The 23,393-nt window shown below is 69.1% G+C and carries 25 protein-coding genes and 1 pseudogene; 9 read left to right on the forward strand and 17 right to left on the reverse strand.

Going from position 1 to position 23,393, the window contains the following annotated elements:
- Together AC1HIL_RS32005 and AC1HIL_RS32010 are read left to right on the forward strand one after the other, a co-directional pair.
- The coding region (locus tag AC1HIL_RS32005) for an SDR family oxidoreductase (RefSeq protein WP_479672796.1) at positions 1-689 on the forward strand (689 nt) is incomplete at its 5' end.
- A 113-nt stretch (positions 690-802) separates the two neighbouring features.
- Entirely contained in the window at positions 803-2,062 is a 1,260-nt protein-coding gene (locus AC1HIL_RS32010; RefSeq protein WP_479669244.1) for a putative Na+/H+ antiporter, read from the forward strand.
- Between the two features lie 21 nt (positions 2,063-2,083).
- On the opposite strand, the pseudogene AC1HIL_RS32015 reads toward AC1HIL_RS32010, so the two are convergent.
- The 3 genes and pseudogenes from AC1HIL_RS32015 to AC1HIL_RS32025 form a co-directional block, all read right to left on the reverse strand.
- A pseudogene (locus AC1HIL_RS32015) lies at positions 2,084-3,561 on the reverse strand (aldehyde dehydrogenase).
- A 10-nt stretch (positions 3,562-3,571) separates the two neighbouring features.
- On the reverse strand, positions 3,572-4,168 hold the full coding sequence (locus AC1HIL_RS32020) for a thiamine pyrophosphate-dependent enzyme (protein ID WP_479669243.1): 597 nt from the start codon (positions 4,166-4,168) through the stop codon (positions 3,572-3,574).
- Complete coding sequence (locus AC1HIL_RS32025) at positions 4,168-4,704, reverse strand: thiamine pyrophosphate-binding protein (protein ID WP_057593044.1); 537 nt, start codon at positions 4,702-4,704, stop codon at positions 4,168-4,170. Before AC1HIL_RS32025 ends, AC1HIL_RS32020 begins: the two co-directional genes overlap by 1 nt.
- A gap of 108 nt (positions 4,705-4,812) precedes the next feature.
- On the opposite strand from AC1HIL_RS32025, the gene AC1HIL_RS32030 reads away from it, so the two are divergent.
- A complete protein-coding gene (locus AC1HIL_RS32030; protein ID WP_479669242.1) occupies positions 4,813-5,745 on the forward strand; it encodes a LysR family transcriptional regulator in 933 nt (310 codons plus the stop codon).
- A 6-nt stretch (positions 5,746-5,751) separates the two neighbouring features.
- Here AC1HIL_RS32030 and AC1HIL_RS32035 read toward each other — a convergent pair whose 3' ends face one another.
- The 14 genes from AC1HIL_RS32035 to AC1HIL_RS32100 all read right to left on the reverse strand — a co-directional run bounded on the left by AC1HIL_RS32035 (position 5,752) and on the right by AC1HIL_RS32100 (position 17,958).
- Positions 5,752-6,756 (reverse strand): 5-oxoprolinase subunit C family protein, encoded by a 1,005-nt coding sequence (locus tag AC1HIL_RS32035; RefSeq protein WP_479669241.1) that lies wholly within the window; start codon positions 6,754-6,756, stop codon positions 5,752-5,754.
- Positions 6,749-7,450 carry a 5-oxoprolinase subunit B family protein gene (locus tag AC1HIL_RS32040; RefSeq protein ID WP_479669240.1) on the reverse strand — a complete coding sequence of 234 codons (702 nt, stop codon included), beginning with the start codon at positions 7,448-7,450 and terminating at the stop codon, positions 6,749-6,751. The genes AC1HIL_RS32035 and AC1HIL_RS32040 overlap by 8 nt, the downstream gene beginning before the upstream one ends.
- Positions 7,451-7,458: 8 nt before the next feature.
- Positions 7,459-8,217 carry a LamB/YcsF family protein gene (locus tag AC1HIL_RS32045; protein ID WP_479669239.1) on the reverse strand — a complete coding sequence of 253 codons (759 nt, stop codon included), beginning with the start codon at positions 8,215-8,217 and terminating at the stop codon, positions 7,459-7,461.
- A gap of 16 nt (positions 8,218-8,233) precedes the next feature.
- Positions 8,234-8,686, reverse strand: a complete 453-nt coding sequence (locus AC1HIL_RS32050) for a VOC family protein (RefSeq protein ID WP_479669238.1) — start codon at positions 8,684-8,686, stop codon at positions 8,234-8,236.
- Positions 8,687-8,689: 3 nt separating this feature from the next.
- On the reverse strand, positions 8,690-9,463 hold the full coding sequence (locus AC1HIL_RS32055; protein WP_479669237.1) for an SDR family NAD(P)-dependent oxidoreductase: 774 nt from the start codon (positions 9,461-9,463) through the stop codon (positions 8,690-8,692).
- 13 nt (positions 9,464-9,476) lie between these two features.
- On the reverse strand, positions 9,477-10,652 hold the full coding sequence (locus tag AC1HIL_RS32060; protein ID WP_479669236.1) for an NAD(P)/FAD-dependent oxidoreductase: 1,176 nt from the start codon (positions 10,650-10,652) through the stop codon (positions 9,477-9,479).
- 22 nt (positions 10,653-10,674) lie between these two features.
- Entirely contained in the window at positions 10,675-11,457 is a 783-nt protein-coding gene (locus tag AC1HIL_RS32065) for an NAD(P)H-dependent oxidoreductase (RefSeq protein WP_422099044.1), read from the reverse strand.
- 33 nt (positions 11,458-11,490) lie between these two features.
- Complete coding sequence (locus AC1HIL_RS32070; RefSeq protein ID WP_479669235.1) at positions 11,491-12,261, reverse strand: AraC family transcriptional regulator; 771 nt, start codon at positions 12,259-12,261, stop codon at positions 11,491-11,493.
- Between the two features lie 23 nt (positions 12,262-12,284).
- The gene (hutC, locus tag AC1HIL_RS32075) at positions 12,285-13,004 is read right to left on the reverse strand and encodes a histidine utilization repressor (RefSeq protein WP_057593077.1); all 720 of its coding nucleotides are present in this window, start codon (positions 13,002-13,004) and stop codon (positions 12,285-12,287) included.
- Between the two features lie 63 nt (positions 13,005-13,067).
- A complete protein-coding gene (locus AC1HIL_RS32080; RefSeq protein ID WP_057593053.1) occupies positions 13,068-13,811 on the reverse strand; it encodes an amino acid ABC transporter ATP-binding protein in 744 nt (247 codons plus the stop codon).
- Between the two features lie 15 nt (positions 13,812-13,826).
- A complete protein-coding gene (locus tag AC1HIL_RS32085; protein ID WP_479669234.1) occupies positions 13,827-14,966 on the reverse strand; it encodes an amino acid ABC transporter permease in 1,140 nt (379 codons plus the stop codon).
- Positions 14,967-14,975: 9 nt separating this feature from the next.
- On the reverse strand, positions 14,976-15,851 hold the full coding sequence (locus AC1HIL_RS32090; RefSeq protein WP_479669233.1) for an ABC transporter substrate-binding protein: 876 nt from the start codon (positions 15,849-15,851) through the stop codon (positions 14,976-14,978).
- Positions 15,852-15,919: 68 nt separating this feature from the next.
- A complete protein-coding gene (locus AC1HIL_RS32095; RefSeq protein WP_057593078.1) occupies positions 15,920-16,891 on the reverse strand; it encodes a Bug family tripartite tricarboxylate transporter substrate binding protein in 972 nt (323 codons plus the stop codon).
- Positions 16,892-17,007: 116 nt separating this feature from the next.
- On the reverse strand, positions 17,008-17,958 hold the full coding sequence (locus AC1HIL_RS32100; protein WP_261213141.1) for a TauD/TfdA family dioxygenase: 951 nt from the start codon (positions 17,956-17,958) through the stop codon (positions 17,008-17,010).
- 498 nt (positions 17,959-18,456) lie between these two features.
- On the opposite strand from AC1HIL_RS32100, the gene AC1HIL_RS32105 reads away from it, so the two are divergent.
- From AC1HIL_RS32105 to AC1HIL_RS32130, 6 genes are all read left to right on the forward strand, one after another.
- Entirely contained in the window at positions 18,457-19,098 is a 642-nt protein-coding gene (locus tag AC1HIL_RS32105) for a GntR family transcriptional regulator (protein ID WP_057593057.1), read from the forward strand.
- Positions 19,099-19,152: 54 nt separating this feature from the next.
- Complete coding sequence (locus AC1HIL_RS32110) at positions 19,153-20,067, forward strand: LysR family transcriptional regulator (protein ID WP_057593058.1); 915 nt, start codon at positions 19,153-19,155, stop codon at positions 20,065-20,067.
- Between the two features lie 257 nt (positions 20,068-20,324).
- The gene (locus AC1HIL_RS32115) at positions 20,325-21,167 is read left to right on the forward strand and encodes a transporter substrate-binding domain-containing protein (RefSeq protein ID WP_261213144.1); all 843 of its coding nucleotides are present in this window, start codon (positions 20,325-20,327) and stop codon (positions 21,165-21,167) included.
- Positions 21,168-21,219: 52 nt separating this feature from the next.
- Positions 21,220-21,969, forward strand: coding sequence for an amino acid ABC transporter ATP-binding protein (locus AC1HIL_RS32120; protein WP_057593060.1), 750 nt, complete (start codon positions 21,220-21,222; stop codon positions 21,967-21,969).
- A gap of 21 nt (positions 21,970-21,990) precedes the next feature.
- Positions 21,991-22,671 carry an amino acid ABC transporter permease gene (locus tag AC1HIL_RS32125; RefSeq protein ID WP_261213147.1) on the forward strand — a complete coding sequence of 227 codons (681 nt, stop codon included), beginning with the start codon at positions 21,991-21,993 and terminating at the stop codon, positions 22,669-22,671.
- Between the two features lie 21 nt (positions 22,672-22,692).
- Entirely contained in the window at positions 22,693-23,379 is a 687-nt protein-coding gene (locus AC1HIL_RS32130; protein WP_057593062.1) for an amino acid ABC transporter permease, read from the forward strand.
- Positions 23,380-23,393 lie beyond the last annotated feature (14 nt).

The following is a 23,393-nucleotide window of genomic DNA, read 5'->3' on the forward strand; positions in this document are numbered from 1 at the left end:
TCGCGCTGGCCTTCGCCCGCGAAGGCGCGGACGTGGTGATCTCCTACCTGGCCCAGGAAGAATCCGATGCCCAGGTCACCCGCGGCCTGGTCGAGGGCGCCGGTCGCCGCTGCGTGCTCGCACCCGGCGACATCCGCGAGGAGGCGCAGTGCCAGGCTCTTGTGGCCAGCACGCTCGAACACTTCGGGCGCATCGACGTGCTGGTGAACAACGCCGCCTTCCAGATGTCGCACAAGTCGCTCGAGGAGATCAGCGCCGGAGAGTTCGACCGCACCTTCCGCACCAACGTCTACGCGAATTTCTATCTCTGCAAGGCTGCGGTGCCCCATATGAAGCCCGGCAGCTCGATCATCAGCACCGCCTCGGTCAACGCCGACAAGCCCAACGCCACGCTCGTGGCCTATGCCGCGACCAAGGGCGCGATCCAGAACCTGTCGGGCGGCATGGCGCAACTGCTCGCCGACAAGGGCATTCGCGTGAACTGCGTGGCGCCCGGCCCCTTCTGGACGCCCCTGATTCCCTCGACCCTGCCGGCCGGCAACGTCAGGGAGTTCGGCACGCAGACGCCCATGAAGCGCCCGGGCCAGCCGCGCGAGTTGCAGGCCGTCTACGTGCTGCTGGCCTCCGACGAAGGCAGCTACATCTCGGGGGCGACGATTCCGGTGACGGGCGGCGTGCCGTTCATCTGAGCGGCGGCCCGAACCCATCGGGTAAAATTCCTCCCGGGTGGGCTGCCGTTTCAGGCATTCCAGGATTTGCGCAGGTCGGGCCGCCTCGCGGTTTCGCCTCGTCGAGGAATTCCATGTCCCACACCCCGATCCAGTGGATCGCGGCGGCCATCTTTGCCGTCGCCCTGCTCCACACCTTCAGCGCCAAGCAGTTCGAGCGCCTCTCCCACCGCTATCCACGCCACGCCGGCCTGTTCCACCTGCTCGGTGAAGTCGAGGTCGTGTTCGGCTTCTGGGCCATCGTGCTGGTGGTCTCGATGGCGCTGCTCGCCGGCGGCGGCACCGCGCTCGACTACGCCGAGTCGCGCAACTACACCGAGCCGCTGTTCGTCTTCGTGGTGATGGTGATCGCGGCCTCGCGCCCCGTGCTGCGCACGGCGATGTCGCTGGTCGATGCCCTCGCGCGCATCGCGCCCGTGCCCACGCCGGTCGCGCGCGCATGGCTGGGCGTCGCGGCGGTGCCGCTGCTCGGCTCGCTGATCACCGAGCCGGCCGCCATGACCATCGCCGCATTGATGCTCGCGCCCCAGATCTTCCGGCCGCGCGTGCCGGAAGCCGTGAAGTACCTGGCGCTGGGCGTGCTGTTCGTCAACATCTCGATCGGTGGCACGCTGACCTCCTATGCCGCGCCGCCGGTGCTGATGGTGGCGACCACTTGGCAATGGGACAGCGCCTTCATGCTCGCGAGCTTCGGCTGGAAGGCCGCGCTCGCGGTGCTGCTGAACGCCACCGTCGCCACCTGGGTGCTGCGCGGGCATCTGAAGTCCGCGAGGGGCGACGCGGGCGCGGCGCCCGAAGCGCGCGTTCCGCTGCCGGTGGTCGCGGTGCACCTGGGCCTGCTCGCGGGCGTGGTGCTGTTCGCCCACCATCCCGTGGTGTTCCTCGGCCTGTTCCTGATGTTCCTCGGCTTCACCCAGGCCTACGAGCGCCACCAGAGCCCGCTGATCGTGAAGGAGGCGCTGCTGGTCGGCTTCTTTCTCGCGGGCCTGGTCGTGCTGGGCGGCATGCAGCAGTGGTGGCTGCAGCCCATCGTCTCGGAGCTCGCACCCGTCGCGCTGTTCCTCGGCGCGCTGGGCCTCACCGCCGTCACCGACAACGCCGCCCTCACATACCTGGGCTCGCTGATCGTCGGCATCTCGGACGAATCGAAGTACATGCTGGTGGCGGGCGCCGTGGCCGGCGGCGGCCTGACGGTGATCGCCAACGCGCCCAATCCCGCGGGCGTCGCGCTGCTCAAGCGCGGCTTCGCCGACGAGACCATCGGCGCGGGCGGTCTGCTGCTGGGTGCGCTGGGGCCCACCGCCGTGGCCGCGGCGGCGTTCCTGTTCCTGTGAGCCTCGGCGCCGTCAACGCCCTCAGCGCATGACAAAGGAATTGCCCGTCGCCGCGCCGGCGTTGATCCACACCGACTTGGTCTGCAGGTACTCGCGGACCGCGTCGATGCCGTTCTCGCGGCCCAGGCCCGAGTCCTTGTAGCCGCCGAACGGGGCCATGAAGCTCACGGCGCGGTAGGTGTTGATCCACACCGTGCCGGCCTGCAGCTTCTCGGACATGCGCATCGCGCGGCCGATGTCCTGCGTCCACACCGCCGCCGCGAGGCCGAAGCGCACGTCGTTGGCGATGCGCAGCGCGTCGGCCTCGTCCTTGAAGCGGATCACCGACAGCACGGGACCGAACACCTCCTCCTGGGCGATGCGCATGCCGTTGGCACGCCCGTGAAGATGGTGGGCTGCACGAACCAGCCCGTGCCGCACTCCGGGCCCGTGCCCTTGGCGCCGCCCAGCACGGCGGTCGCGCCCTCGGCGCGCGCGATGTCGATGTACTCGAGCACCTTGCGGTACTGCGGCGGTGTGGTGACCGGGCCGACCTGGGTGTCGGCGCTCATCGGGTCGCCCATGCGCGCGGTGCGCGCCACCGCCAGCAGGCGCTCGACGAAGGCGTCGTGGATGCTGGCCTGCACCAGCAGGCGCGAGCCGGCGATGCAGGTCTGGCCGGTGGCGGCGAAGATGCCCGAAATCGCGCCGAACGCGGCCTGCTCGAGGTCGGCGTCCTCGAACACCACGTTGGGCGACTTGCCGCCCAGCTCCATGGCCGTGTGCTTCAAGAGGCGCCCGGCCCGCTCGTTGATCAGGCGGCCGGTCGAATCCGAGCCCGTGAAGCTGATCTTGGCCACCAGCGGATGCTCGACCAGCGGCGTGCCGACCTCGGCACCGAAGCCCGTCACCACGTTGAACACGCCCGGAGGAAAGCCGGCCTCCTCGAACAGCTGCGCGAACTCGAGCGTCGAGGCCGAGGTGAACTCGGAGGGCTTGGCCACCACGGTGCAACCCGCCGCCAGCGCCGGCGCCAGCTTCCAGGCCAGCAGCAGCAACGGCGAGTTCCAGGGCGTGATGGCGGCCACCACGCCCACGGGCTCGTGGCGCGTGAAGGCGAAGTAGCCCTTCTTGTCGAGCGGCAGCGTGCTGCCCTGCACCTTGTCGGCCAGGCCGCCGTAGTAATAGAACCACTGCGGGAGGTAGTCGAGCTGGCCGCGCATCTCCGCGAGCAGCTTGCCGTTGTCGCGGACCTCGGTGGCGGCCAGCCGGGCCGCGTCGCGCGCGATCAGGTCGCCGAGCCTGCGCATCAGCGCGCCGCGCTGCGTCGCGGTCAGTTCCGACCAGGGCCCGCTGGTCAGCGCCTGGTGCGCGGCGCGCACGGCCCGGTCGACGTCCCGCGCGTCGCCGCGCGGGATCTGCGCCCAGCTCTCGCCGGTGAAGGGGTTCTGGGTCTCGAACCAGGTGCCGCCGTGCGGCTCGCAGGCCTCGCCGCCGATGTGCAATGAATAGCGTTGCATGGCTCGCCCGTCAGAAAGGCGCGAAGCCCAGCGCGGCGCGGAAGCGGTTCTTGATGTACGAGCCGTCTCGCGGCGGCAGTGCGCGCGGCGGCTCGTTGGCATCGATGAACACCTGCGCGAAGGTGGTTTGCCGCCGGGCGTTGATGCGCTCGGCCAGGTCCTCGCACGCATCGATGCTGCTCACGGAGAACGCATCGGCGATGCCGAAGCCCCTGGCCACCGCCACCAGATCGGCGCCCAGGCTCGAGTGGCTGCGCTGCATGCCGGTCTCGCCGAAATGGCCGTTGTCCAGCATCACGATGCTGAGGTTCTTCGGCTGCTTGACGCCGATGGTGCCGAGGCTGCCGATGCCCATCAGCTGCTCGCCGTCGCCGGTGATGACGACCACCGACTTGTCGCGCTGCGCGAGCGCCAGGCCCAGCCCCAGCGAGGCGGCGCCGCCCATGGCGCCCCACAGGTAGTAGTTGCGCTCGCGGTCGCCGCTGGCGAACACGTCGTAGGAGGCCGAGCCCAGGCCCGTGACGATCAGGGCATCGGGAATGGCGGCGATCAGCTTGGCCACGAATTCGCGGCGGTCGGCGCGCTGCGCCGGGGTCTTCGTGTTCATCACTTGCGCTCCCACTTCTTGCGGCCGATCAGTTCCTGTCCCAGCAGCACGGCGACCTTCTCGCCGGCCTCGAAGGCGGCATCGAAGCCCGCGCTGACGATCTCCTCGACCTCCTCGGGCTTCGAGGCGCGCAGCACGTGGATGCCCATGAGCTCGAGCGCGGCCTGCGTGGCCTTGCCCATCGGACCCTGCCAGGGATTGAACTCGGCGTATTCGCCACGCATGGTCACGAGCGTGAAGAACGGGAAGTCCGCGGCCTGCAGCAGCGAGAACATGTTCACGCAGTTGCCCACGCCGCTGCTCTGCATCAGCAGCACGGCGCGCTGTCCGCCGAGCCAGGCGCCGCTCACCAGCGCCACGCCCTCCTCCTCGGTGGTCAGCACCACGTCCTCAATGTCGGGGTCGGCGATGGCGCTGCGGATCACATGCGAATGGCCGGCGTCGGGCACGTAGGCGATCTGCCTCACGCCGCCCGCCTTGAGCACGCGGAAGGCGGCCTGCTGCCAGTCGGGGGCGGCCTGGGTGGTCTGGTTCATGGGTTGTCTTAGGGTGTGAAAGTGCCAGAAATCATAGAATTTGATGCCTGAGAATGTGAAATAGAAATTCGAGATTCCACGATCACGTTTGCGCATGGAGGCAACCACATGGACCTGAAGCAACTGCGCGCCTTTCTCACGGTGGTCGAGACCGGCAACGTCACGCGCGCGGCCGAGGTGCTGCACCTCGTGCAGCCCGCGGTGTCGCGGCAGATCCGCCTGCTCGAGGAGGACATCGGCGCGCCCCTGTTCGAACGCGAGCGCCACGGCATGGTGCTGACCGATGCGGGGCTGGCGCTCGTCGGCTATGCGCGCCGCGCGCTGCTCGAGCTGGACCGGGCCCGGGCCGAGATCGGCACCGTCGACAACAGCATCGGCGGGCTGGTCACCTTGGGGCTGCTGCCGAGCACCATCGACATCCTCTCGAGCCCGCTGGTGGCGACGCTGGCGGCCGACTACCCGGGCATCCGCGTGCGCATCGCGATGGGCTACGCGGGCACGCTGCTGCGCTGGCTCGAATCGGGCGAGGTCGATGCCGCGCTGCTCTATGGCGCGGAGCGCTCGCCCAACATCCAGACCACGCCGCTGATCGAGGAGGCGCTGTGGGTCATCGGCCCGAAGAGCAGCAAGCTGCGGCCCGACCGGCCGGTGGCGCTGGCCGAACTCGCGGGCCACAAGCTGGTGCTGCCGAGCGCGCCGCATGGCATCCGCACGCTGGTCGAGCATGCCTGCGCCGTGGCCCAGGTGACGCTCGACCTGTCGGCCGAGACCAATGCGCTGAGCGTGCAGAGAAGCCTGGTGCTCGGCGGCCATGGCCTGACCATCCTGCCGCCGATCGCGGTCGCGGAGGACCTGCGCACGCAGAAGCTCAGGGGCGCGCCGCTGGCCGATCCCGGCATCCGCCGGACCGTCGTGCTGGCCCTGCCCGTCAACCGGCCGATCGCGCGGCATGTGCGCTGCGCGGTCGACGTGCTCACGCGGGAGGCGCGGCGCGCGATCGATGCCGGTGCCTGGCCCGAGGGCCGCTGGCTCGGCGCATGAGGCGCGCTATGCCAGCACGACGCCGCTGATCAGGTTCTCGGCCATCAGGCGGTCCGGCAGGCTGCCCGGCGGTTGGGCCATCGCCTGCAGGAAGCGGCTTCTCGGCGGCGCTTCCAGGCGCACCAGCCGGATCGCCTCTGCAGGGTCCACGGCCTGGAAGCCCAGCCCGTCGCCGGGCCGGAGCTGCGACAGGCCATCGAGGTCGCAGGACAGGACGGTGGCGATCTTCGGATAGCCGCCGGTGGTCTGGTGGTCGGCCAGCAGCACCGAGGCCACGCCGTCGCCACCGACCTGGATGGAGCCGCGCACGATCGGCTCGGAGGGAATGGACAAGGCATCCTTCAAGGCCAGCGTCGGCCCCGCGAGGCGCATGCCCATGCGGTCGCGGGCGGACGTGACGGAGAAGCCCGCTTCGAGGAACGCAGCGACGGAGGCGGCCTCGAAGCTGTCGGTCTGCGGCCCCAGCACGACGCGCACGAGCGGGCGCGGATCGGCCAGCGCGGGCGCTATGCGGTCTCCCTCGCGTTCTTGCACGACCTGCGTATTGCGCAACACGATCTCGGCGCCCGGCACCAAGCTGCCGCCGCCGAGACCCGATGCCGAATGCGTGGCGCTGTGCCCGGCCCAGCGCTCGCACACCGGCTCGCCGCTGAAAGCCAGGTAGGCCCAACTGCCCCAGCGGCCCGGACGAATCGACAGCGTGTCGCCCGCGCGCAGCGTTCGCACGCACCACGAACCCGTCGCCGCGCCCGAATGGCGGGCCTGGAACTCGCCGCCGGCGATGCCGCAGCTCACCTCGCCCGCTTCGCACAGCAGCTCCAGTCCGCCCAGCGAGATCTCGATCGCGGTGGCATCCGCCGGGTTTCCGAGCGCGACATGGGCCGCGGCATGCGCGAGCCGGTCCATCGGGCCCGAGGCGGGCACGCCGAAGCGCAGCATGCCCGGTCGGCCGCCGTCCTGGTACGTGACCAGCGGGCCGCAGGCGCGCACGCGCAGCCTGGCTTCAGCCATGGCTTTCGTTCTCCAGCCTGGCTTCGTATTGCGCGCGGCCGATGCGCTTGAACTTCACGCGGTCGCCCACGCCGAAGAGAAAGGGCGCGCTGTCGTCGCGCGTCAGGATGCGCGTGGGCGAGCGGCCGACGATCGACCAGCCCGTGGGCATCTGCAGCGTGGTGACGAGGCACTGCGGCCCCGCGATCAGCACGCTGCCCGCGGCGATGTCGCGCAGGGCCGAGGGCTTGCGCGGCACCTGGATCCGCGGCGGCACGCCCGACATGTAGGCATAGCCCGGCGCGAAGCCGTACATGCGCACCCGGTAGTCGCCGCGCAGGTGGAGGTCGATCACCGCGTCGATGCCCAGGCCACAAGCCCGTGCCACCGCTTCGAGGTCGGGCGCGAAGTCGTCGTCGTAGCAGACCTCGACCTCGCGCGCTTCTCCCGCCGGCGGGCCGGCCGGCGGATCGCGCTGCAGCGTCTCGGCCGCCTCCCGGATCCGCGCGTGATCGGTGACCAGGGGATCGAAGACGATCAACAGGCTGACGAAGGCCGGGATGCATTCGAGCAGGCCCTCGGGCGGCGCATGGGCCAGGGCCCGGTCGAGCGCGAGCACCGCGGCGCTGGCCGGGTCGGCGATCGCATCGGCGAAGGACACCAGCAGCGAGTGGTCCGCGACCGGCACATAGCGCGGCCATTCCGGCGTCGACATACCGGCGGCTATCCGAGGAACGGGGCCAGCACGATCCCTTCGGCCGTCAGCCGCTGGCGGATGTGCCGCGCCATCTCGACCGATTCGGCGTTGTCGCCATGGACGCAGACCGAGTCGGCCTTCAAGGCGATGGGGTCGGCGCCCTGCACCGGCATCTTCCCGGTTCGCACGAAGCCGATCAGCCGGTCCGCGGCCGCCTCGGCATCGTGCAGGACCGCGCCCGGCTGGCCGCGCGGCACCAACTGGCCATTGGGCTGGTAGGCACGGTCGGCGAAGATCTCCGAGAAGGCGCGCAGCCCCTGTGCGCGCGCGGCCCGCTCGAGGCAGGTGCCCGAGATGGCGAGGATCGCGAGCGCGGGGCCGATCTTTTCGAGCGCCGAAACGATGGCCTGGGCCACGCCCATGTCCGCGGCCGCGAGATTGCCGAGCGCGCCATGCGGCTTGACGTAGCGCACCGCGGTGCCCGCGAGCCGGGCCATCGCCACCAGAGCGCCGACCTGCGCCACGACCATGCGGCCGATCTCGGCGGGCGGCATCGGTATCACGCGCCGTCCGAAGCCCTCGCGGTCGTTGTAGCCCGGATGGGCGCCGGCGTTCACGCCGCGCTCCGCCGCCAGACGCAGGGTGCGGTACATGGTTTCCGCATCGCCCGCATGGCCGCCGCAGGCGATGTTGGCGCTGGTCACGCAGTCGAGGATCTGCGCGTCGTCGCCCATCGTCCACGGGCCATAGCCCTCGCCCAGGTCGGAATTCAGATCGATCCGCATGGCCCGCTCCTCGCTGCTATTTGCCCGGATGGTGGGTCGCCCGCGTGAGCAGCGTGACGCCCGCGCCGTCGGCGCTGTCGTAGTAGGTGAAGCCCGTGCGGTTCGCGCGGCGCCCGCGCATCAGCACTGGCAAGCCCAGCGCCGTGGCCTGCGCCTGCGCGGCATCGGCGTCCGGCACCTCGAAGCCGACGTGGAACACGCCCTCGCCCTTGCTGTCCAGGTGCAGCCGCTGCGGCGTCGGCTCGTCGCCGGGCTGGCACAGCTGGAGCTGCACGGTCGGCAGGTTGCACACGCGGTACTTGAGCGCGAGGAAGCCGGGCTTGCTGGGCGCCTCGAGTTCCTCGTATTCGGCCAGCGGCGGGTATTCGGTCCAGGGGCCGATGCCGATAGCCTCGTAATAGGCCTGCGTCCGGTCGATGTCGTGCACCACGATGCAGAGGTGATGCAGCTTGGCGAAGGGATGCGCCATCGCTCAGCCCTTGACCGGGACCACGTAGTTCAGCACGCGCCGGCCACCGTCCACGTACATGGTTTCGCCGGTGATGTAGGAGGCATCGTCGCTGGCCAGGAAGGCGACCACCGAGGCGATCTCGGAGGGCTGGCCATAGCGGCCCAGCGGCGTGCGCGAGAGGATGGCATGGTTGCCCGCGCTCTGCACGAAGGCGCCGGCCACCATGTCGGTCATGATGGTCCCGGGCCCGACGCCGACCACGCGGATGCCGTGCGGCGCGAAGGCCACCGCCGCGGTCGAGGTCACCTGGTTCATGCCGCCCTTGGAGATCGCGTACGGCGCGACGTTGGGATTGGCCAGCCCCGAGTTGATCGAGGACATGTTGATGATCACGCCGCCCTTGCCGCGCGCGACCATCTCGCGGCCCGCCGCCTGGGTGCCGTAGAAAGCGCCCTTGAGATTGACGTCGAGCACGCGGTCGAGCATCTCCTCGGTGACATCGAGGAACTCCACCACCGGCGCGATGCCGGCGTTGTTCACCATGATGTCGAGGCTGCCGAAATGCCGGACCGCCGCCTCGACCAGGCCGACCACCTCGCTCTTCTTCGAGACGTCGGCGCGCACCGCGAAGACGTTGGCGGCCGGGCCGATCTCGGCGGCCGTCTTCTCGAGGGTCTGGGCGTCGATGTCCGACACGACCACCTTCGCGCCCTCGGCCAGAAGCCGTTCCGCCGTCGCGCGCCCGATGCCGCGCGCGGCGCCCGTCACCACTGCCACCTTGCCTGCCAGTCTCATGGCGATCTCCTTTTCAGTAAACGATGGATTCGAACAAGGGCGTGGCGCTGCGGATGCGCGCCCAGCCCAGGGGACTCATGTCGATGCTGCGGAACGCGCCCGTCGTGATCAGCTCGGCCACGCCGCGGCCGACCGCCGGCGCGTGCATCACGCCATGGCCCGAGAAGCCGGTCGCGAAGATCAGGTTGCCGAGCTCGTCATGCGGACCGACGACGCCGTTGTGGTCGAGCGTGTTGACCTCGTAGTGGCCGGCCCAGGCGCGTTGCAGGCGCAGTTCTTCCATGGCCGGGATGCGCTTGGCGAGCAGGGGCCAGAACAGCGACTCCATCAGGTCGTGGTGCGGTTCGAAGTCGCCGTCGGCGTCCCCGTCGATCTCGGCCGGGGGCTGGATGCCGCCGATGAAGCCCTCCCCTTCGGGCCGGACCCAGATGCCGCTCGAATCGAACAGCATCGGAAGCTCGCTCGCCTTGAACGGCGTCTTGAACGAGAACACGGTGCGCTTCTTCGGCACCACCGGCAGCGCGATGTCCAGCAAGGCGGCCAGGCGGCCCGAGAGCGCGCCCGCGGCCAGCACGCAGAAGTCGCAGGCCAGCACTTCGCCGTTCGACAGCTCGACGCCGCTCACGCGCGCTCCGTCGGTACGGAAGCCGCTGGCCGTCGCCTCCACGTAGTCCACGCCCAGCCGACGCGCCGCGCGGCGCACCTCGGACAGCAGGCTCCAGGCATCGAACCAGCCTTCGTGCTGCACGCCCAGCGTTCCGATGCCCACGTCGCCGAAGTCCACGCCCGGATAGCGCGCGGCCAGCTCGCCGGGATCGAGCACCCGGATGTCGGCGCCATGGCTGCGCTGCATGCGCACGGCTTCCAGCCGCTGCGTGACCTGGTCGTGGCCGCCGAGGATCAGGTAGCCGCGCTCGCGGTAGCCGATGTCTGCCTCGTCGCCGAACACGGCCTTGATGTCGCGGAACATCCGGGCGCCGTAGAGGCTCATCCGGATGTTCGCGGCCGTGCCGAACTGGGTGCGTATCGAGGCCGCGGACAGCGCCGTCGACGAGAACTGGTACGAGGCATCCTTCTCGACCACGGTGATCGGTCCCGCGAAGCCGGCCTGGCGCAGCGACCAGGCGCAGAAGCTGCCGATGATGGCGCCGCCGACGATGTCGACGCGCGGTGATTGGGCGGAGGACATGCGGGTTTCCTGCACAGTACGCTCAGGCATTGGCCGACGCCGAGTCCTCGAAACTCTGGCCGGCGCGCGGATTCCACTGCACGCCCGAGCGCGCCACCACGCCCGGCTTGAGCCGCTGCGATTCGTCGTAGTCGCTCCAGGGATGGAAGAACAGCGGCTCGATGCGCTCGATGCCGCGCAGGCGCTCGGCATGGGCATCGAGGCAGGCCTGGCGCTCCCGCGGCGACAGCCGCGCGGGCATCCAGGCGGCGAAGGGCGGCAGCACCGTGAAGCCCGTATAGGCCAGGATGCCGTTGTGGATCGGCCAGAGCACGTGATGGAGATCGCCGTCGATGCCGTTCGGCTCGTAGAGCGTGGAGGCCGTGCCGGTCGTGATGCTGAGCATCGCGCGCTTGCCCCTGAAATGCCCGGTCTCGTACTTTCGCCCCGCCGAGTAGGCGAAGCCGCGGCTCAGCACGCGGTCGACCCAGCCCTTGAGGATGGCGGGCATCGAGAACCACCACAGCGGGAACTGCAGCAGCACGAAGTCGGCCGCCGCCAGCTTCGCCTGCTCGGCCGCCACCGCGGGGTGCTGCGTGCCGGCCGCGAAGGCATGTTCCTGCTCTCGCGAGAGATCGAGATAGTCGGCGTTCGCGCGCCCGCCCTCGAAATCGGCCGGGCCCAGCGCCGGGTTCCAGCCCATGCGGTAGAGATCGCTGACGACCACCGAATGGCCCATGCGCTCGAGCTCTCGAACAGCGACGTCCTTCAGTGCGCCGTTGAACGATGCGGGTTCGGGGTGGGCATAAACGATCAGGCAGTTCATGCCGCGAATTCTGAGCGCCGGGCTCAGGCGCAGCTAGAACGCACGGCGCGCCGGGTTGCGGTTTTCTGCATAGTCGCGGCGCGAGGCGCGGTACTGCGCCGGCGTCATGTTCGTCGCCACCTTGAACTGGCGCGAGAAGGCGCTGTGGTCGGCATAGCCGCAGGCGGCCGACACCTCCGTGATCGAGGCCGGCGTCTCCTCGAGCAGCTGGCAGGCCTTGTCGATGCGCTTCTTCATCAGCAACTGCTTGGGCGTCACGTGGAAGACCTCGAGCACCAGGCGCGCCAGCGTGTCCATCGACACCGAGGCATGGGCGGCCGCCTCGGCGATCAGCACCGGTCCGTCGAGGCCCGCGTCGATGAAATCCAGGAAGCGCCGCAGCCGCCGGTAGCTGTGATGGCGCTCGTTGGGGCGCGGCAGGTCGCGCGACAGCCCGGCCAGGCCGACGATGCGGCCGTCGGCATCGAGCAGCGGGAACTTGGAGCTCAGGCACCAGTAGCGGTCGCCGCGCCAGGTCTGGTACATGCGCAACAGCTCGCGCATCGGCCGGCCGCTGTCGATGACCTCGAGGTCCTGCGCCACCGTGCTGAGGCCGGAGGCCGGGAACAGCTGGTCCGCGGTCTTGCCCGCCACGCTCTCGCCGTCCTGCAGGCCGGCGCGGTCGATCAGCGTCTGGTTGGCCCAGAGGTAGCGGCCCTGCTGGTCCTTGACGTAGAACAGCACGTCGGGCAACCGGTCGAACAGGGTCTCGATCAGCCCGGGCGTGCGCGTGAGCCACGCCTGCACCTGTTCGTCGAGTCGCATCGCGTGTCCCGGTCCGGCGGGCTTCAGGGCGAGGGCCGGAACCGGCTGCCCAGGCTGTAGCGCGAGGCCGGGTTCAGGCAGCGCACCCAGGTCACGGGCACCTCGCGCAGCCAGGTGCGCCGCGTCAGCTGCAGGCAGGGCTCGGTGGGCTTCATCTCGAGGATGCGCGCCTGCTCCGCCGTCGGCATGACGGCATCGACCACATGCTCGACCAGATCGGCCTGCACCAGCGAGAGCAGGTATTCGCCCGGCGTGATGTCCGAGAAATCCTGGTCGAGGAAGGCCGGCGCCATCTTCGGGTTGACGTAGCGGTCCTCGAGCTGCACGGGCACGCCGTTCTCGAGGTGCACGCTCTGCAGCCGGAAGATCGACTGCCCCGGCAGCATGTTGAGCCAGGCCGCGATGTCGGGCGCGGCCGCCACGCGCTCGCGCGACAGGCCGCGCCACCGGTGCTCGTGGCCGCGGGCCCGGATCTCGCTCGCGATGTTGGCGATCTGCAGCAGGGTGGACTGCGGCTTCTTCTCCGCCACGAAGGTGCCGACCCCCGCCACGCGAACGATCCGGCCCGCGTTCGCGAGCTCGCGCAACGCCTTGTTGACGGTCATGCGCGAGACGCCGAACTGCGTGACCAGCTCCAGCTCCGAAGGCAGCCGCTGGCCCGGCTGCCAGGTGCCGTCGAGGATGCCCTGCGTCACATGGGCCTTGATTCGCTCGTGCAGGGTCGTCGTCATTCCCTCGAGCATGCCACGGCCGCCCTCCTCGTCCGGAGCGTCGCGGCGCGGCCGGCGGGCGCTTCGGTCGCTCATCTAGATGCGCTTCGCCTCTTTGATGCTGCGCAGGAACGAACGGGTCCGGTCCTGCCGCGGGTCGCCGAAGATCTGCTCGGGCGGCCCTTCCTCGCAGACGACGCCGTCGCACAGGAAGCAGACCTTGGACGAGACCTCGCGCGCGAAGCCCATCTCGTGCGTGGCCAGCAGCATGGTCATGCCTTCGTTGGCGAGGTCGCGCACGATGTTGAGCACCTCCGACACCAGCTCGGGATCGAGCGCCGAGGTGATCTCGTCGAGCAGCAGCACCATCGGGTCCATGGCCAGCGCGCGCACGATCGCCACGCGCTGCTGCTGGCCGCCCGACATGCGGTCGGGATATTCCCTGGCCTTGTGCGCGAGGCTGAAGCGCTTGAGCAGTGCCATCGCGCGGTCCTCGGCCTCTTCCCTCGACTGCTTGAGCACCTGGATCGGCGCCAGCGTCACGTTCTGCAGCACGGTCATGTGCGGGAACAGGTTGTAGCCCTGGAACACGATGCCGATGTCGCGCCGCAGCGAGTTGACGTCGACGCCCGGCCCGGTGATGCGGTCGCCGTGCACGCGGATCTCGCCCGCGTCGATGGGCTCCAGCCCGTTGATGCAGCGCAGCAGCGTCGACTTGCCGGAGCCCGAGGGACCGATCAGGCTCACCACCTGGTGCTCCTCGACCGCCATCGCCAGCCGGTTGAGCACCGGCAGCTCGCCGTAGGACTTCGAAATTTCCCTGATCTCGATGAAGGACATGTGTGGGGACTCGGTTTATGCGTTGCCAGCGCGCATGCGGGCGCGATCGCGGCGGGCCATGCGCTCCACGAAGCGCGTCTGCGGGATGGAGATGACGATGAAGAGCAGCGCGACGGTGGTCGCGGCCGACAGGTTGTAGTAGTTGGAGGCCACGATCATCGATTGGTTGAAGGAGTCGACCACCCCGACCACGTTGACCAGCGCGGTGTCCTTCTGCAGCGCGATGAAGGCATTGAGCAGCGGCGGAATGATCTGGCGCACGCCCTGCGGCACGACCACGAAGCGCAGCGTCTGCATGTGCGACAGCCCGAGCGACCGGGAGGCGGCCGTCTGGCTCCAGTGCACGCTCTGGATGCCCGCGCGGTAGATCTCGGCCACGTAGGCACCGACCGTCAGGGTCAGCGCGATCACCACATAGGTCGTGAGCGACAGGTCCTTGAGGATGGGCACGCCCGTCAACGGCAGGCCGAAGCCGACCAGGTAGATCACCAGCACCGCGGGAATCGAGCGGAACACGTCGACATAGGCCGTGGCGATGAAGCGCAGTGGCTTGCCGGCAGCCCCGGGCGCGAACATCGCGAGCGCCACGATCAGGCCCCAGACCAGCACCAGCACCTCGGCGATCAGGAAGATCTTCACGTTGACCCAGAACGCATCGAGGACCAGCGGGAAGGTCTTCACGATCAGCGGCACCAGGAAGAAGGTCTTGGCGACCGCCTGGTTGTTGGCCAGCAGGAACTGGAAGCCCAGCACCACGAGGAACTGCGCCAGCGTGTGGCCGAGCGCGATCCAGCTCTGCACGCAGGCGTCGGAGCGCTCGATGCGCGCCGCCACGATGTCCATGCGGCCCGCCGCCGCGCGCACGCCGCGGCAGCGCTGGAAGGCGCGCGCGAGCGGCCGGACCACGGCCAGCGACGCGAGCGCGAGGACCCCGGCCCCGGCCGTGATCCACCAGCCGTCCCAGGCGCTGCCCCGCAGGGCCTCGCGCAGGGACTGCAGGGTGTACCAGCTGGCCGCGACGACCAGGATCACGCCCGCCAGCGCGAAGAGGAAGAGCATCAGCGGCACCTTCGGCATGCCTCCGATGTTCAGGCGGCGCTCCTGCCCCGCGACGGGCGAAGGCAGGCCGGCGGATTGCTGGGTTGCACTGTTCATGGTCGGGTCTCAGGGATAGAAGACGGGCACTTTGGTGGGATCGGCGCCGAGGCTGGGCGTCAGGTACTGGTTCGCCAGGCGGGCGAAGGTGCCGTCGCGCTTCATCTCGTCGATCAGCTTGTTGAAGGTCGCCATGTTCTGCGAGTCCTTGTTGACGAGGCCGCCCCAGCGCTCGCCCGTGTCGTAGCGGCCGACCACCTCAAACAGGCCGTTCGACTGCTTGGCGCGCGCCAGCAGGTTGGGCGTGTCGTAGAGCACGGCGTCGACCTGGCCGGCCGCCAGCGCCGCGTACATCGGGGCCGCCTCGGCGAAGACCTTGGGCTGTTCCACCGGCTTGACGTTGTCGGCGAGGTAGCCAAGGATGGTGGTGCCCTGCTTCACGCCGAGGCGCAGCTTCCTGATGCTCTCCTTGTCGACCTTGACGCCGGCCTTCACGAGGATGCCCTGGTCCGAGCTGAAGTAGGGTTCGGTGAAGTTCACCACCTTCTTGCGCTCGTCGGTGATGGTGATCTGGCTCAGCGCGATGTCGAAGCCCTGCGCCTGGCCCGTGAGGATCTGCGCGAACGAGCGGTTCACCACCACCACCTTGTCGAGGCCGGCGCGGTAGGCCATGTTGGCGGCCATGCAGTATTCGAAGCCGTCCTTGATGGTGTCGATCGAGTCGCCGTTCCACCAGCCCGGCGACGGCAGCACGGGCCGCACGGACAGCGCGCCCGGCACCACGGTCTCGAGCTTCACCGAGCCGCGCTGGCCCGTGACTTCGCACTTGCCGTAGTCCGGCGCCGCGGAAGCCGCGAACGAGGCGGCGCTCACGAGGAGGGCTGCGAGTACCGAGGCGATGGGCCTGGCGTGGGACGTGGTTCGCTGGCGCTTGGGGGATGTCATGTCGGGGCTCCGTTGGGTTGGTTGGAATCGAGGGAAAAAAGCGGTCCGGGCGGCGGTGTGCGTGGCGTTCAGGGCGTGACTTCGATGCGGTGGTCTTGAATGATCCGGCCCCAGCGGGCGGTCTCCTTGTCGATGCCGGCCTGGAATTCGGCCGAGGACATCGGCAGGTAGATCAGTCCCTGCGCGGCCAGCAGCTTCTGGATCTCCGGGGTCTGAGCGGCATCGCCATAGGCCTTGTACAGCTTCGCGGCGATCGCGGCGGGCGTGCGCGCCGGCGCGATCAGCGCATACCAGGACAGCACGGGGTCGTCGAGCAGGCCGAGCTCCTTGAGCGTCGGCACGTCGGGGAACTGCGCGACGCGCTCGGCCGTGGTGACGGCCAGCGGCCGCAGCTTGCCGGCCTTGATGAAGGGCTGCAGGCTCGACAGCGTGTCGAAGGTGGCGTGCACGTCGCCCGCGATGACCGCGGGCAGGGCTTCGTTGGTGCCCTTGTAGGGCACGTGGACGATCTGGATGCCGGCCTTGGCGTTCACGAGCTCGAAGGTCAGGTGCGCGGGGCTGCCGAGTCCCACCGAGGCGAAGTTGTAGGCACCGGGCTTCGCGCGCGCCGCCTCGACCAGGTCGCGCGCCGACTTGAACTGCGAAGTGACGGGCACCACCAGCACCAGCGGCGAGGCGGCGAACATCGCGATCGGCAGCAGGTCCTTCTTCACGTCGTAGGGCATCTGCTTGTAGAGCACCGGATGGATCGTCAGCGGCCCGAGGTTGCCCATGCCGACGGTGTAGCCGTCGGGCGCGGAGCGCGCCACGTCCGACACGCCGATGCGGCCCGCGGCACCGGGCTTGAAGTCCAGCACCACCGGCTGCCCCAGCGCCTGCCCGACGCGGTCGTTGAACGCGCGGGCGATGGTGTCGTTGAGTCCGCCGGGCGGCCAGGGCACGACGAAGCGGATCGGCCGGCTCGGCCAGTCCTGCGCCGACGCGGCACCGGCCGTGCAGACCATGAAAGCCACGGCCAGCCATCGCATCCATCCATTCATGGGAACCTCCAGCGAGAACGCACGCAAGTTGCAGAAGGCAGCACCCCCTTGCAAAGGAGGTCCTGCGGCGAAGACAGGGATCCAGGGCCTGGCCGGGCGCCGGCCAGGGCGCGGGTTCAGGCGGGCAGCGCCGCCGCGGGCTGCGCGATGCCGCCGTGCGGCTTGCCCGAACCGACATCGCCCCACAGCACGGCATGGTCGGGCGGCAGCGCGCGCGAATTGGGCACCGAGAGCCACAGGCGCATGAGCATGCGGTCCTCGCCGGTCTGCACGTTGTCCTTGAAGGCGGTGCGGCCGTGGTAGATCACGTGGTTGTTGAGCAGCTGGATGTCGCCGGGCGCGAAGCGCATCTCGAAGCATTCCTCCTCGGCCACCTGCATCAGCAACTGGATGGCTTCGTGCTCGGCCTCGCCGAGCTTGCGCACGCCGGGCAGCATCTGCGCATTCTCGATGTAGGTCAGCGAGAAGTGGCTCGTGAGCTTGCCGTCGCGCACGCCGAAGATCGGCAGGTCGTAGGCCACGTGCTCGCCACCGGCTTCCTCGCCGAAGCGGCTGCGCGGAATCGGCTGGCACAGCAGCGCATGCAGGTCGGGCCGGCGCTCGAGGATGCGGTTGTAGACCGTCGCGCTGCTCGCGAGCTTGCTGACGCCGCCTTCGGAAGCCTGGCGCACGCACAGCAGCCCGACCACGTCGCAGCGGTCGGTGTGGAAGCGCAGCTGTCCCGGCGACAGCGTGCGCGCGCCCGACGAGAGGAACTGCTTGCCATGCTCGTCGACGGTCGCGCCGTAGAGCTTGGCGCCGACGCCCATCCCCTCGTCCTTGATCTCGCGCATCACCTCGCCGCGGTAGTTCTGGAACATCGGCGTGCCCAGGTGCGCGCCCAGCGCGTACCAGATGCGGCGCAGCTCTTCCTGCTGGTAGCGCCCCACCTCGAGGCCGCGGATCTTGACCATGCCCGAGCCGTTCTCGAGTTCTTCTCGCACCTCGTCGAAGAAGGCCTTGGCATCGGGCAGCGGGAAGTTCTGGCGGTCGATCCGGCGCCAGTCGAGGCCCTCGGTCTTTTGCAACGCAGTATCGATTTGATCCAGAACGACGGCGGGAAACTGTTTGACCCACCGATCGTTTTGGCCCATCTCGGCACCCGACCAAACGCAGGCGCCGCTCAGATAACTCGACTCGGACATGAACTCTCCAGAAAGATGATTGGGCTTTGTCTACTGATGTATAGACAGGTACAGATGTTAGGCAGCCATTCGCTTCCACCGCAACGGGCACGAGGGCAAATCAAGGGCAAATACCTACAAATGGCTCCATGATTGAATTCAGGATTGGATCCAATGTGGGGCGCAACGCACACATTCGTCGCCTGGCAGGCCCCTTCCGAACTTCAGGAAAAACGGCGAGCAAGAAGCGTTCCATATTGGATCCAATTCAGGATCTCATTTTTAACCGCTGCCGCGGCCGCCGGCTATACAGGATGTCCCGGCCCCCTCGTCCGAGGGATCCGAAATGGGATCTTCCGTAGAATCCCCGCAGTTCATGGCGAAGACAACAAGGGAGTTCGAATGGTGGCCCAGGCACCGACCGGCGAGCAGATCCTCTCGGCCGATTCCGTCACGGAATCCTTGCGGCAACTGATCCTGAGCGGCGAACTGGGGATCGGCGTGCAGCTCAAGCAGCAGGCGCTGGCCGAGCGCTTCGGCGTCAGCCGCATCCCCGTGCGCGAGGCCTTGAAGCGGCTCGAGGCCGAGGGCTTGATCGAGCACCGCGCCCACGCGGGCTCGACCGTCGCGTCGCAGTCGATCAAGGACCTGGTCGAGGCGCTCGACATCCGCATCGCGCTCGAGACCCGCGCGCTCAAGCTCGCGATCCCGCACCTGCGCCCCGCCGACCACCGCGCCGCGCGCGAGATCATCGCGCGCTACGACGGCAGCGAATCGCCGCAAGAGTGGGCCGACCTCAACCTCGAGTTCCACCTGACGCTCTACCGCCCCTGCGGGCGCGACAAGCTGCTCAGGATGATCGAGGAAAGCGTGCGCGGCATCGCGCGCCACCTGCGCGCCCTGCAGTCGCATAAGGTGGGGCGCAAGTCCTCGCAGTCCGAGCATTCGCAGATCCTCAAGGCCTGCATCGCCAAGAACATCCCGCTGGCGGTGGAACTGCTCGAGAAGCACATCGAGCACACGCAGGCGGCGCTGCAGGAGTAGCCGGCCGCGGCGCGGTTCCAGGGGCGGCGCGATGTAGCGCTAAAGTTCCGCGCCATGAATCTGCGCCAAATCGAAGTGTTCCGGGCCATCATGGCCACCGGCTCCGTGAGCGATGCCGCCCGCCTGCTGCATGTGTCCGTTCCCGCCGTGAGCCGGGTGCTCTCGCACACCGAGACCCAGCTCAACTTTCCGCTCTTCATGCGCATCAAGGGCCGGCTGTCGCCCACGGCCGAGGCGCGGCGCCTGTACCACGAGGTCGAGGACGTCTACCAGGGCGTGCAGCGCATCAGCGACCTCACGCACGAGCTCTCGGCGCGCCGCTCGGGCCTGATCAGCGTGGTGTCGAGCCCGGGCATCGGCCACATGCTGGTGCCGATGGCGATCGCGCACTACCACCAGGCCAACCCCGAGACGCGCGTGCATTTCAAGTGCCTCAACCAGGACCTGCTGCGCGAGCGCCTGCTGAGCCGGCATTTCGACCTCGGCATCTCGCTCGAGGCGGTGGACCATCCGAACCTCATCACGATGCCGGTCGCGCGCTGCCGCATCGTGTGCATCTGTCCGCGCACGCATCCGCTGGCCGCGCGCAACGCGGTCGGCGCGCAGGACCTGCTGCCCTACGACCTGATGTCGTACCCGCGCGGCACGCCCTTCGGCGAACTGGTGCGCCACTTCTTCGCCTCGCAGGAGAACGTGCCGCGCACCATGCTCGAGGTGGGTTCGCCGCAGAACGCTTGCGCGCTCACGCACCTGGGCGCGGGCATCGCGCTGGTCGACGAGTTCTCGCTGCAGGCCTGGCCCGACGCGCGCTTTCGCATCCTGCCGGTGGAAGGCATCGAGCCGCTGGTCGCGCACCTCGTGCACCTGCGCACCGACCCGCTCTCGCCGGCCGCCGAAGCCTTCGCGCGCACCCTGCGCAGCGTGCTGATGCAGCGCGGGCTCGCCGCGCCGCAGGTGCAGGAGGACTGACCGGCGGGCCCGCCGCCGCGGGCCAGGGAATGCCCCAATAGCATGCGATTCGCACCGCATGTAGGCGTGCGCCAGCATGGTGCACCAGCCCGAGGCCAGGTGTTAACCCACGCGCAAGGACGCCGCACAAAGCATCAATCGACGCCGCTTTTCCCGCTCGAAATAATTCGTCGCATGGCCGCCGCACACCACGGCGATGCAGTTCGCACCCCGCGAACCCCGCCGTTCCGACCGCGACTATTTCTGGAGAAAAGCCCATGTTCCGTCACCTCAAGTCCCTGCTGGCGCCGCTGGCCTTCGCCCTCATCGCGGGTGGCGCCGCCGCCCAGCCCGCGCCGCTGCGCACCGGCGTCGATCCCAACTTCCCGCCGCATGCCTTCCCCAAGCTCAGCGGCGGCTATCAGGGCTTCAACGTCGAGCTCGGCGAGGAGATCGCCAAGCGTCTCGGCCGCCGCATCGAGATCGAGGGCGCGCAGTACTCGGCGCTGATCCCCGCGCTCAACGCGGGCAAGTTCGACTTCCTGATGGCGCCGACCACGGTGTCGCCCGAACGCGCGAAGTCCGTGCTCTTCACCGAGGGCTACCTCGAGAACAACTTCACGCTGGTCGTGAAGAAGGATCGCAACGACATCCAGCGCCTGGAAGACCTCAAGGGCAAGACCATCGCCGTGAACAAGGGCTCGGGCCCCGAGGAATGGGCGCGCAACAACCAGGCGCAGTACGGCTACGAGATCGCCGTCTACGGCACCAACGCCGACGCGGTGCAGGCCGTGATCTCGGGCCGCGGCGACGCCAACCTGGCGGGCGTCACGCCCTCGGCCTGGGCCGTGAAGAGCACGCCGGCGATCAAGACCACCTTCGTCATCAAGACCGGCTCGGTCTGGGCCATTCCGTTCCGCATCGACGACAAGGCCGGGCGCGACCAGGTGAGCAACGTGCTCAAGTGCATGAAGCTCGACGGCTCGCTGCAGAAGCTGCACACGAAGTGGTTCGGCGCCGAGCCGGCGGCCGACTCGGCCACGGTGGTCTCGCCGGCCGGCCACGGCATCCCGGGCCTGTTCGGCTACGAGGCCACGAGCGCCAAGCCGGTCTGCAAGTAAGCGCGTCCCTGCCCTTCCCGTTCACCCAGTCCCCCACAAGCCGAGCATCGCCGTGACGTCTTCCCCGCTCCTGCAAGTCCGCAACCTGCACAAATCCTTTGGCAGCGTTCCCGTGCTCAACGGCATCGACCTCGACGTGCAGGCGGGCGAGCTGGTCTCGGTGATCGGGCCCTCGGGCTCGGGCAAGAGCACGCTGCTGCGCTGCTGCAACCGCATGGAGGACGCCAGCCGCGGCGAGGTGCGCGTGGAAGGACATGACATCTATGCGCGCGGCGCCAACCTGAACCGGTTGCGCGAGCGCGTGGGCATGGTGTTCCAGGCCTTCAACCTCTACCCGCACCTCGACGTGCTGGGCAACGTGACGCTGGCGCTGCGCAAGGTCAAGAAGATGGCGCGCGACGCGGCCGAGCACAGCGCCATGGAGGCGCTCGCGCGCGTCGGCATGGAACACAAGGCGCGCGTGCGCCCCACCCAGCTGTCGGGTGGCCAGCAGCAGCGCGTGGGCATCGCGCGCTCGATCGCGCTGAAGCCCGCGCTGGTGCTGTTCGACGAGCCGACCAGCGCGCTCGACCCCGAGATGGTCGGCGGCGTGCTGCAGGTGATGCGCGAGCTGCGCGCCGACGGCATGACCATGGTGGTGGTGACGCACGAGATGGGCTTCGCCAAGGCGGCGTCCGACCGCGTGGTGTTCATGGACGGCGGCGTCATCGTCGAGCAGGGCTCGCCCGCGCAGGTGTTCGAGGCGCCGGTGCATGCGCGCACCGCGGCCTTCATCGCCAGCATCGGCAGCCGCGCGCTCTGAGCGACCGACCGGAAGCGCCGCATGCAGTTCGACAAGCTCGTCTTCACCTTCTTCAACGGCGACATCGCCGCGCGCTACCTGCCCCAGGTGCTGGACGGCGCGCGCGTGACGATCGAGCTGGGCCTGGCCGTGATCGCCGCCGGCCTGGCGCTGGGCATCGTGCTGGCCTACCTGCGCAGCCTGCCGGTGCGCGGGCTGCCGCTGCTGGTGTCGACGCTGGTCGACATCCTGCGCGCGCTGCCGCCGCTGGTGCTGATCATCCTGCTCTATTACGCGCTGCCCTTCCTGGGCGTGTCGCTCGGCGCCTTCGCCTCGACCTGGCTGGCCCTGACGCTGGTGCTCGCGGCCTTTTCGGAGGAAGTGTTCTGGGCCGGCATCGAGTCGCAGCCGCGCGGCGTGATGGAGGCCGCGCGTTCCACCGGCCTGAGCCACACGCAGGCCATGGTGCACGTGCTGCTGCCGCAGTCGTGCCGGCTGATGGTGGCGCCGCTGACCAACCGCGTGATCGCCATCACCAAGGGCACGGCCTACGGCTCGGTGGCCGCGCTCAACGAGATCCTGAACCAGGCCACCTCGGCCACCAGCTTCGCGGGCAATCCCACGCCGCTGATGATGGGCGCGCTGGGCTACCTCGTGATCTTCCTGCCCGTGGTGGTCGCCGGGCGCTACATCGAGCGGCGCCACGGCGCGGGCCGCCACTGACGCCGCCGAACGGAGCCCTCCATGGAACTCATCCTCCAGTACTTCTTCAACCTCGGCGTGGTGCGCGAGGTCGGGCCCTACATCCTGCAGGGCCTGCTCAACACGCTGCTGCTGTCGGCCTGGGTGATCCCGCTCGGGCTGGCGGCCGGCATGGTGCTGGCGCTGGCCGGCTTCGTGATCCGCAACCGGCTGGTGCGCGCGCTGCTCGTGGTCTACATCGACTTCTTCCGCGCCTTCCCGCCGCTGGTGCTGCTGATCTTCCTCTACACCGGCCTGCCCTACCTCGGCATGGAGCTCTCGCCGATGGCCTGCGTGGCGCTGGGCTTCATGCTCAACAACTCGAGCTACTTCGGCGAGATCCTGCGCGCGGGCCTGGAGTCGGTGCCGCGCGGCCAGCGCGAGGCCGCGCTGTCCACCGGCATGGGCCGCCCGGCCAGCCTGCTGTTCGTGGAGATCCCGCAGGCGGTGCGCAACGTGTTCCCCGACCTCGTGAGCAACATGATCGAGGTGGTGAAGCTCACCACCATCGCCAGCGTGGTGTCGGTGCCCGAGATGCTGTATGCCGCGCGCTCCGCGCAATCGATGCTCTACAACCCCACGCCCATCGTGCTGGCCGCGCTGATCTATCTCGCGCTGCTGTGGCCGCTGGTCGTGCTGCTGGGGCGGCTGGAGAAACGCCAGCGCCGACCCAACCCCAAGGCCGCCTGAGGCGCCTGTCCACT

The sequence above is a fragment of the Variovorax sp. ISS6 genome, from assembly GCF_056523145.1.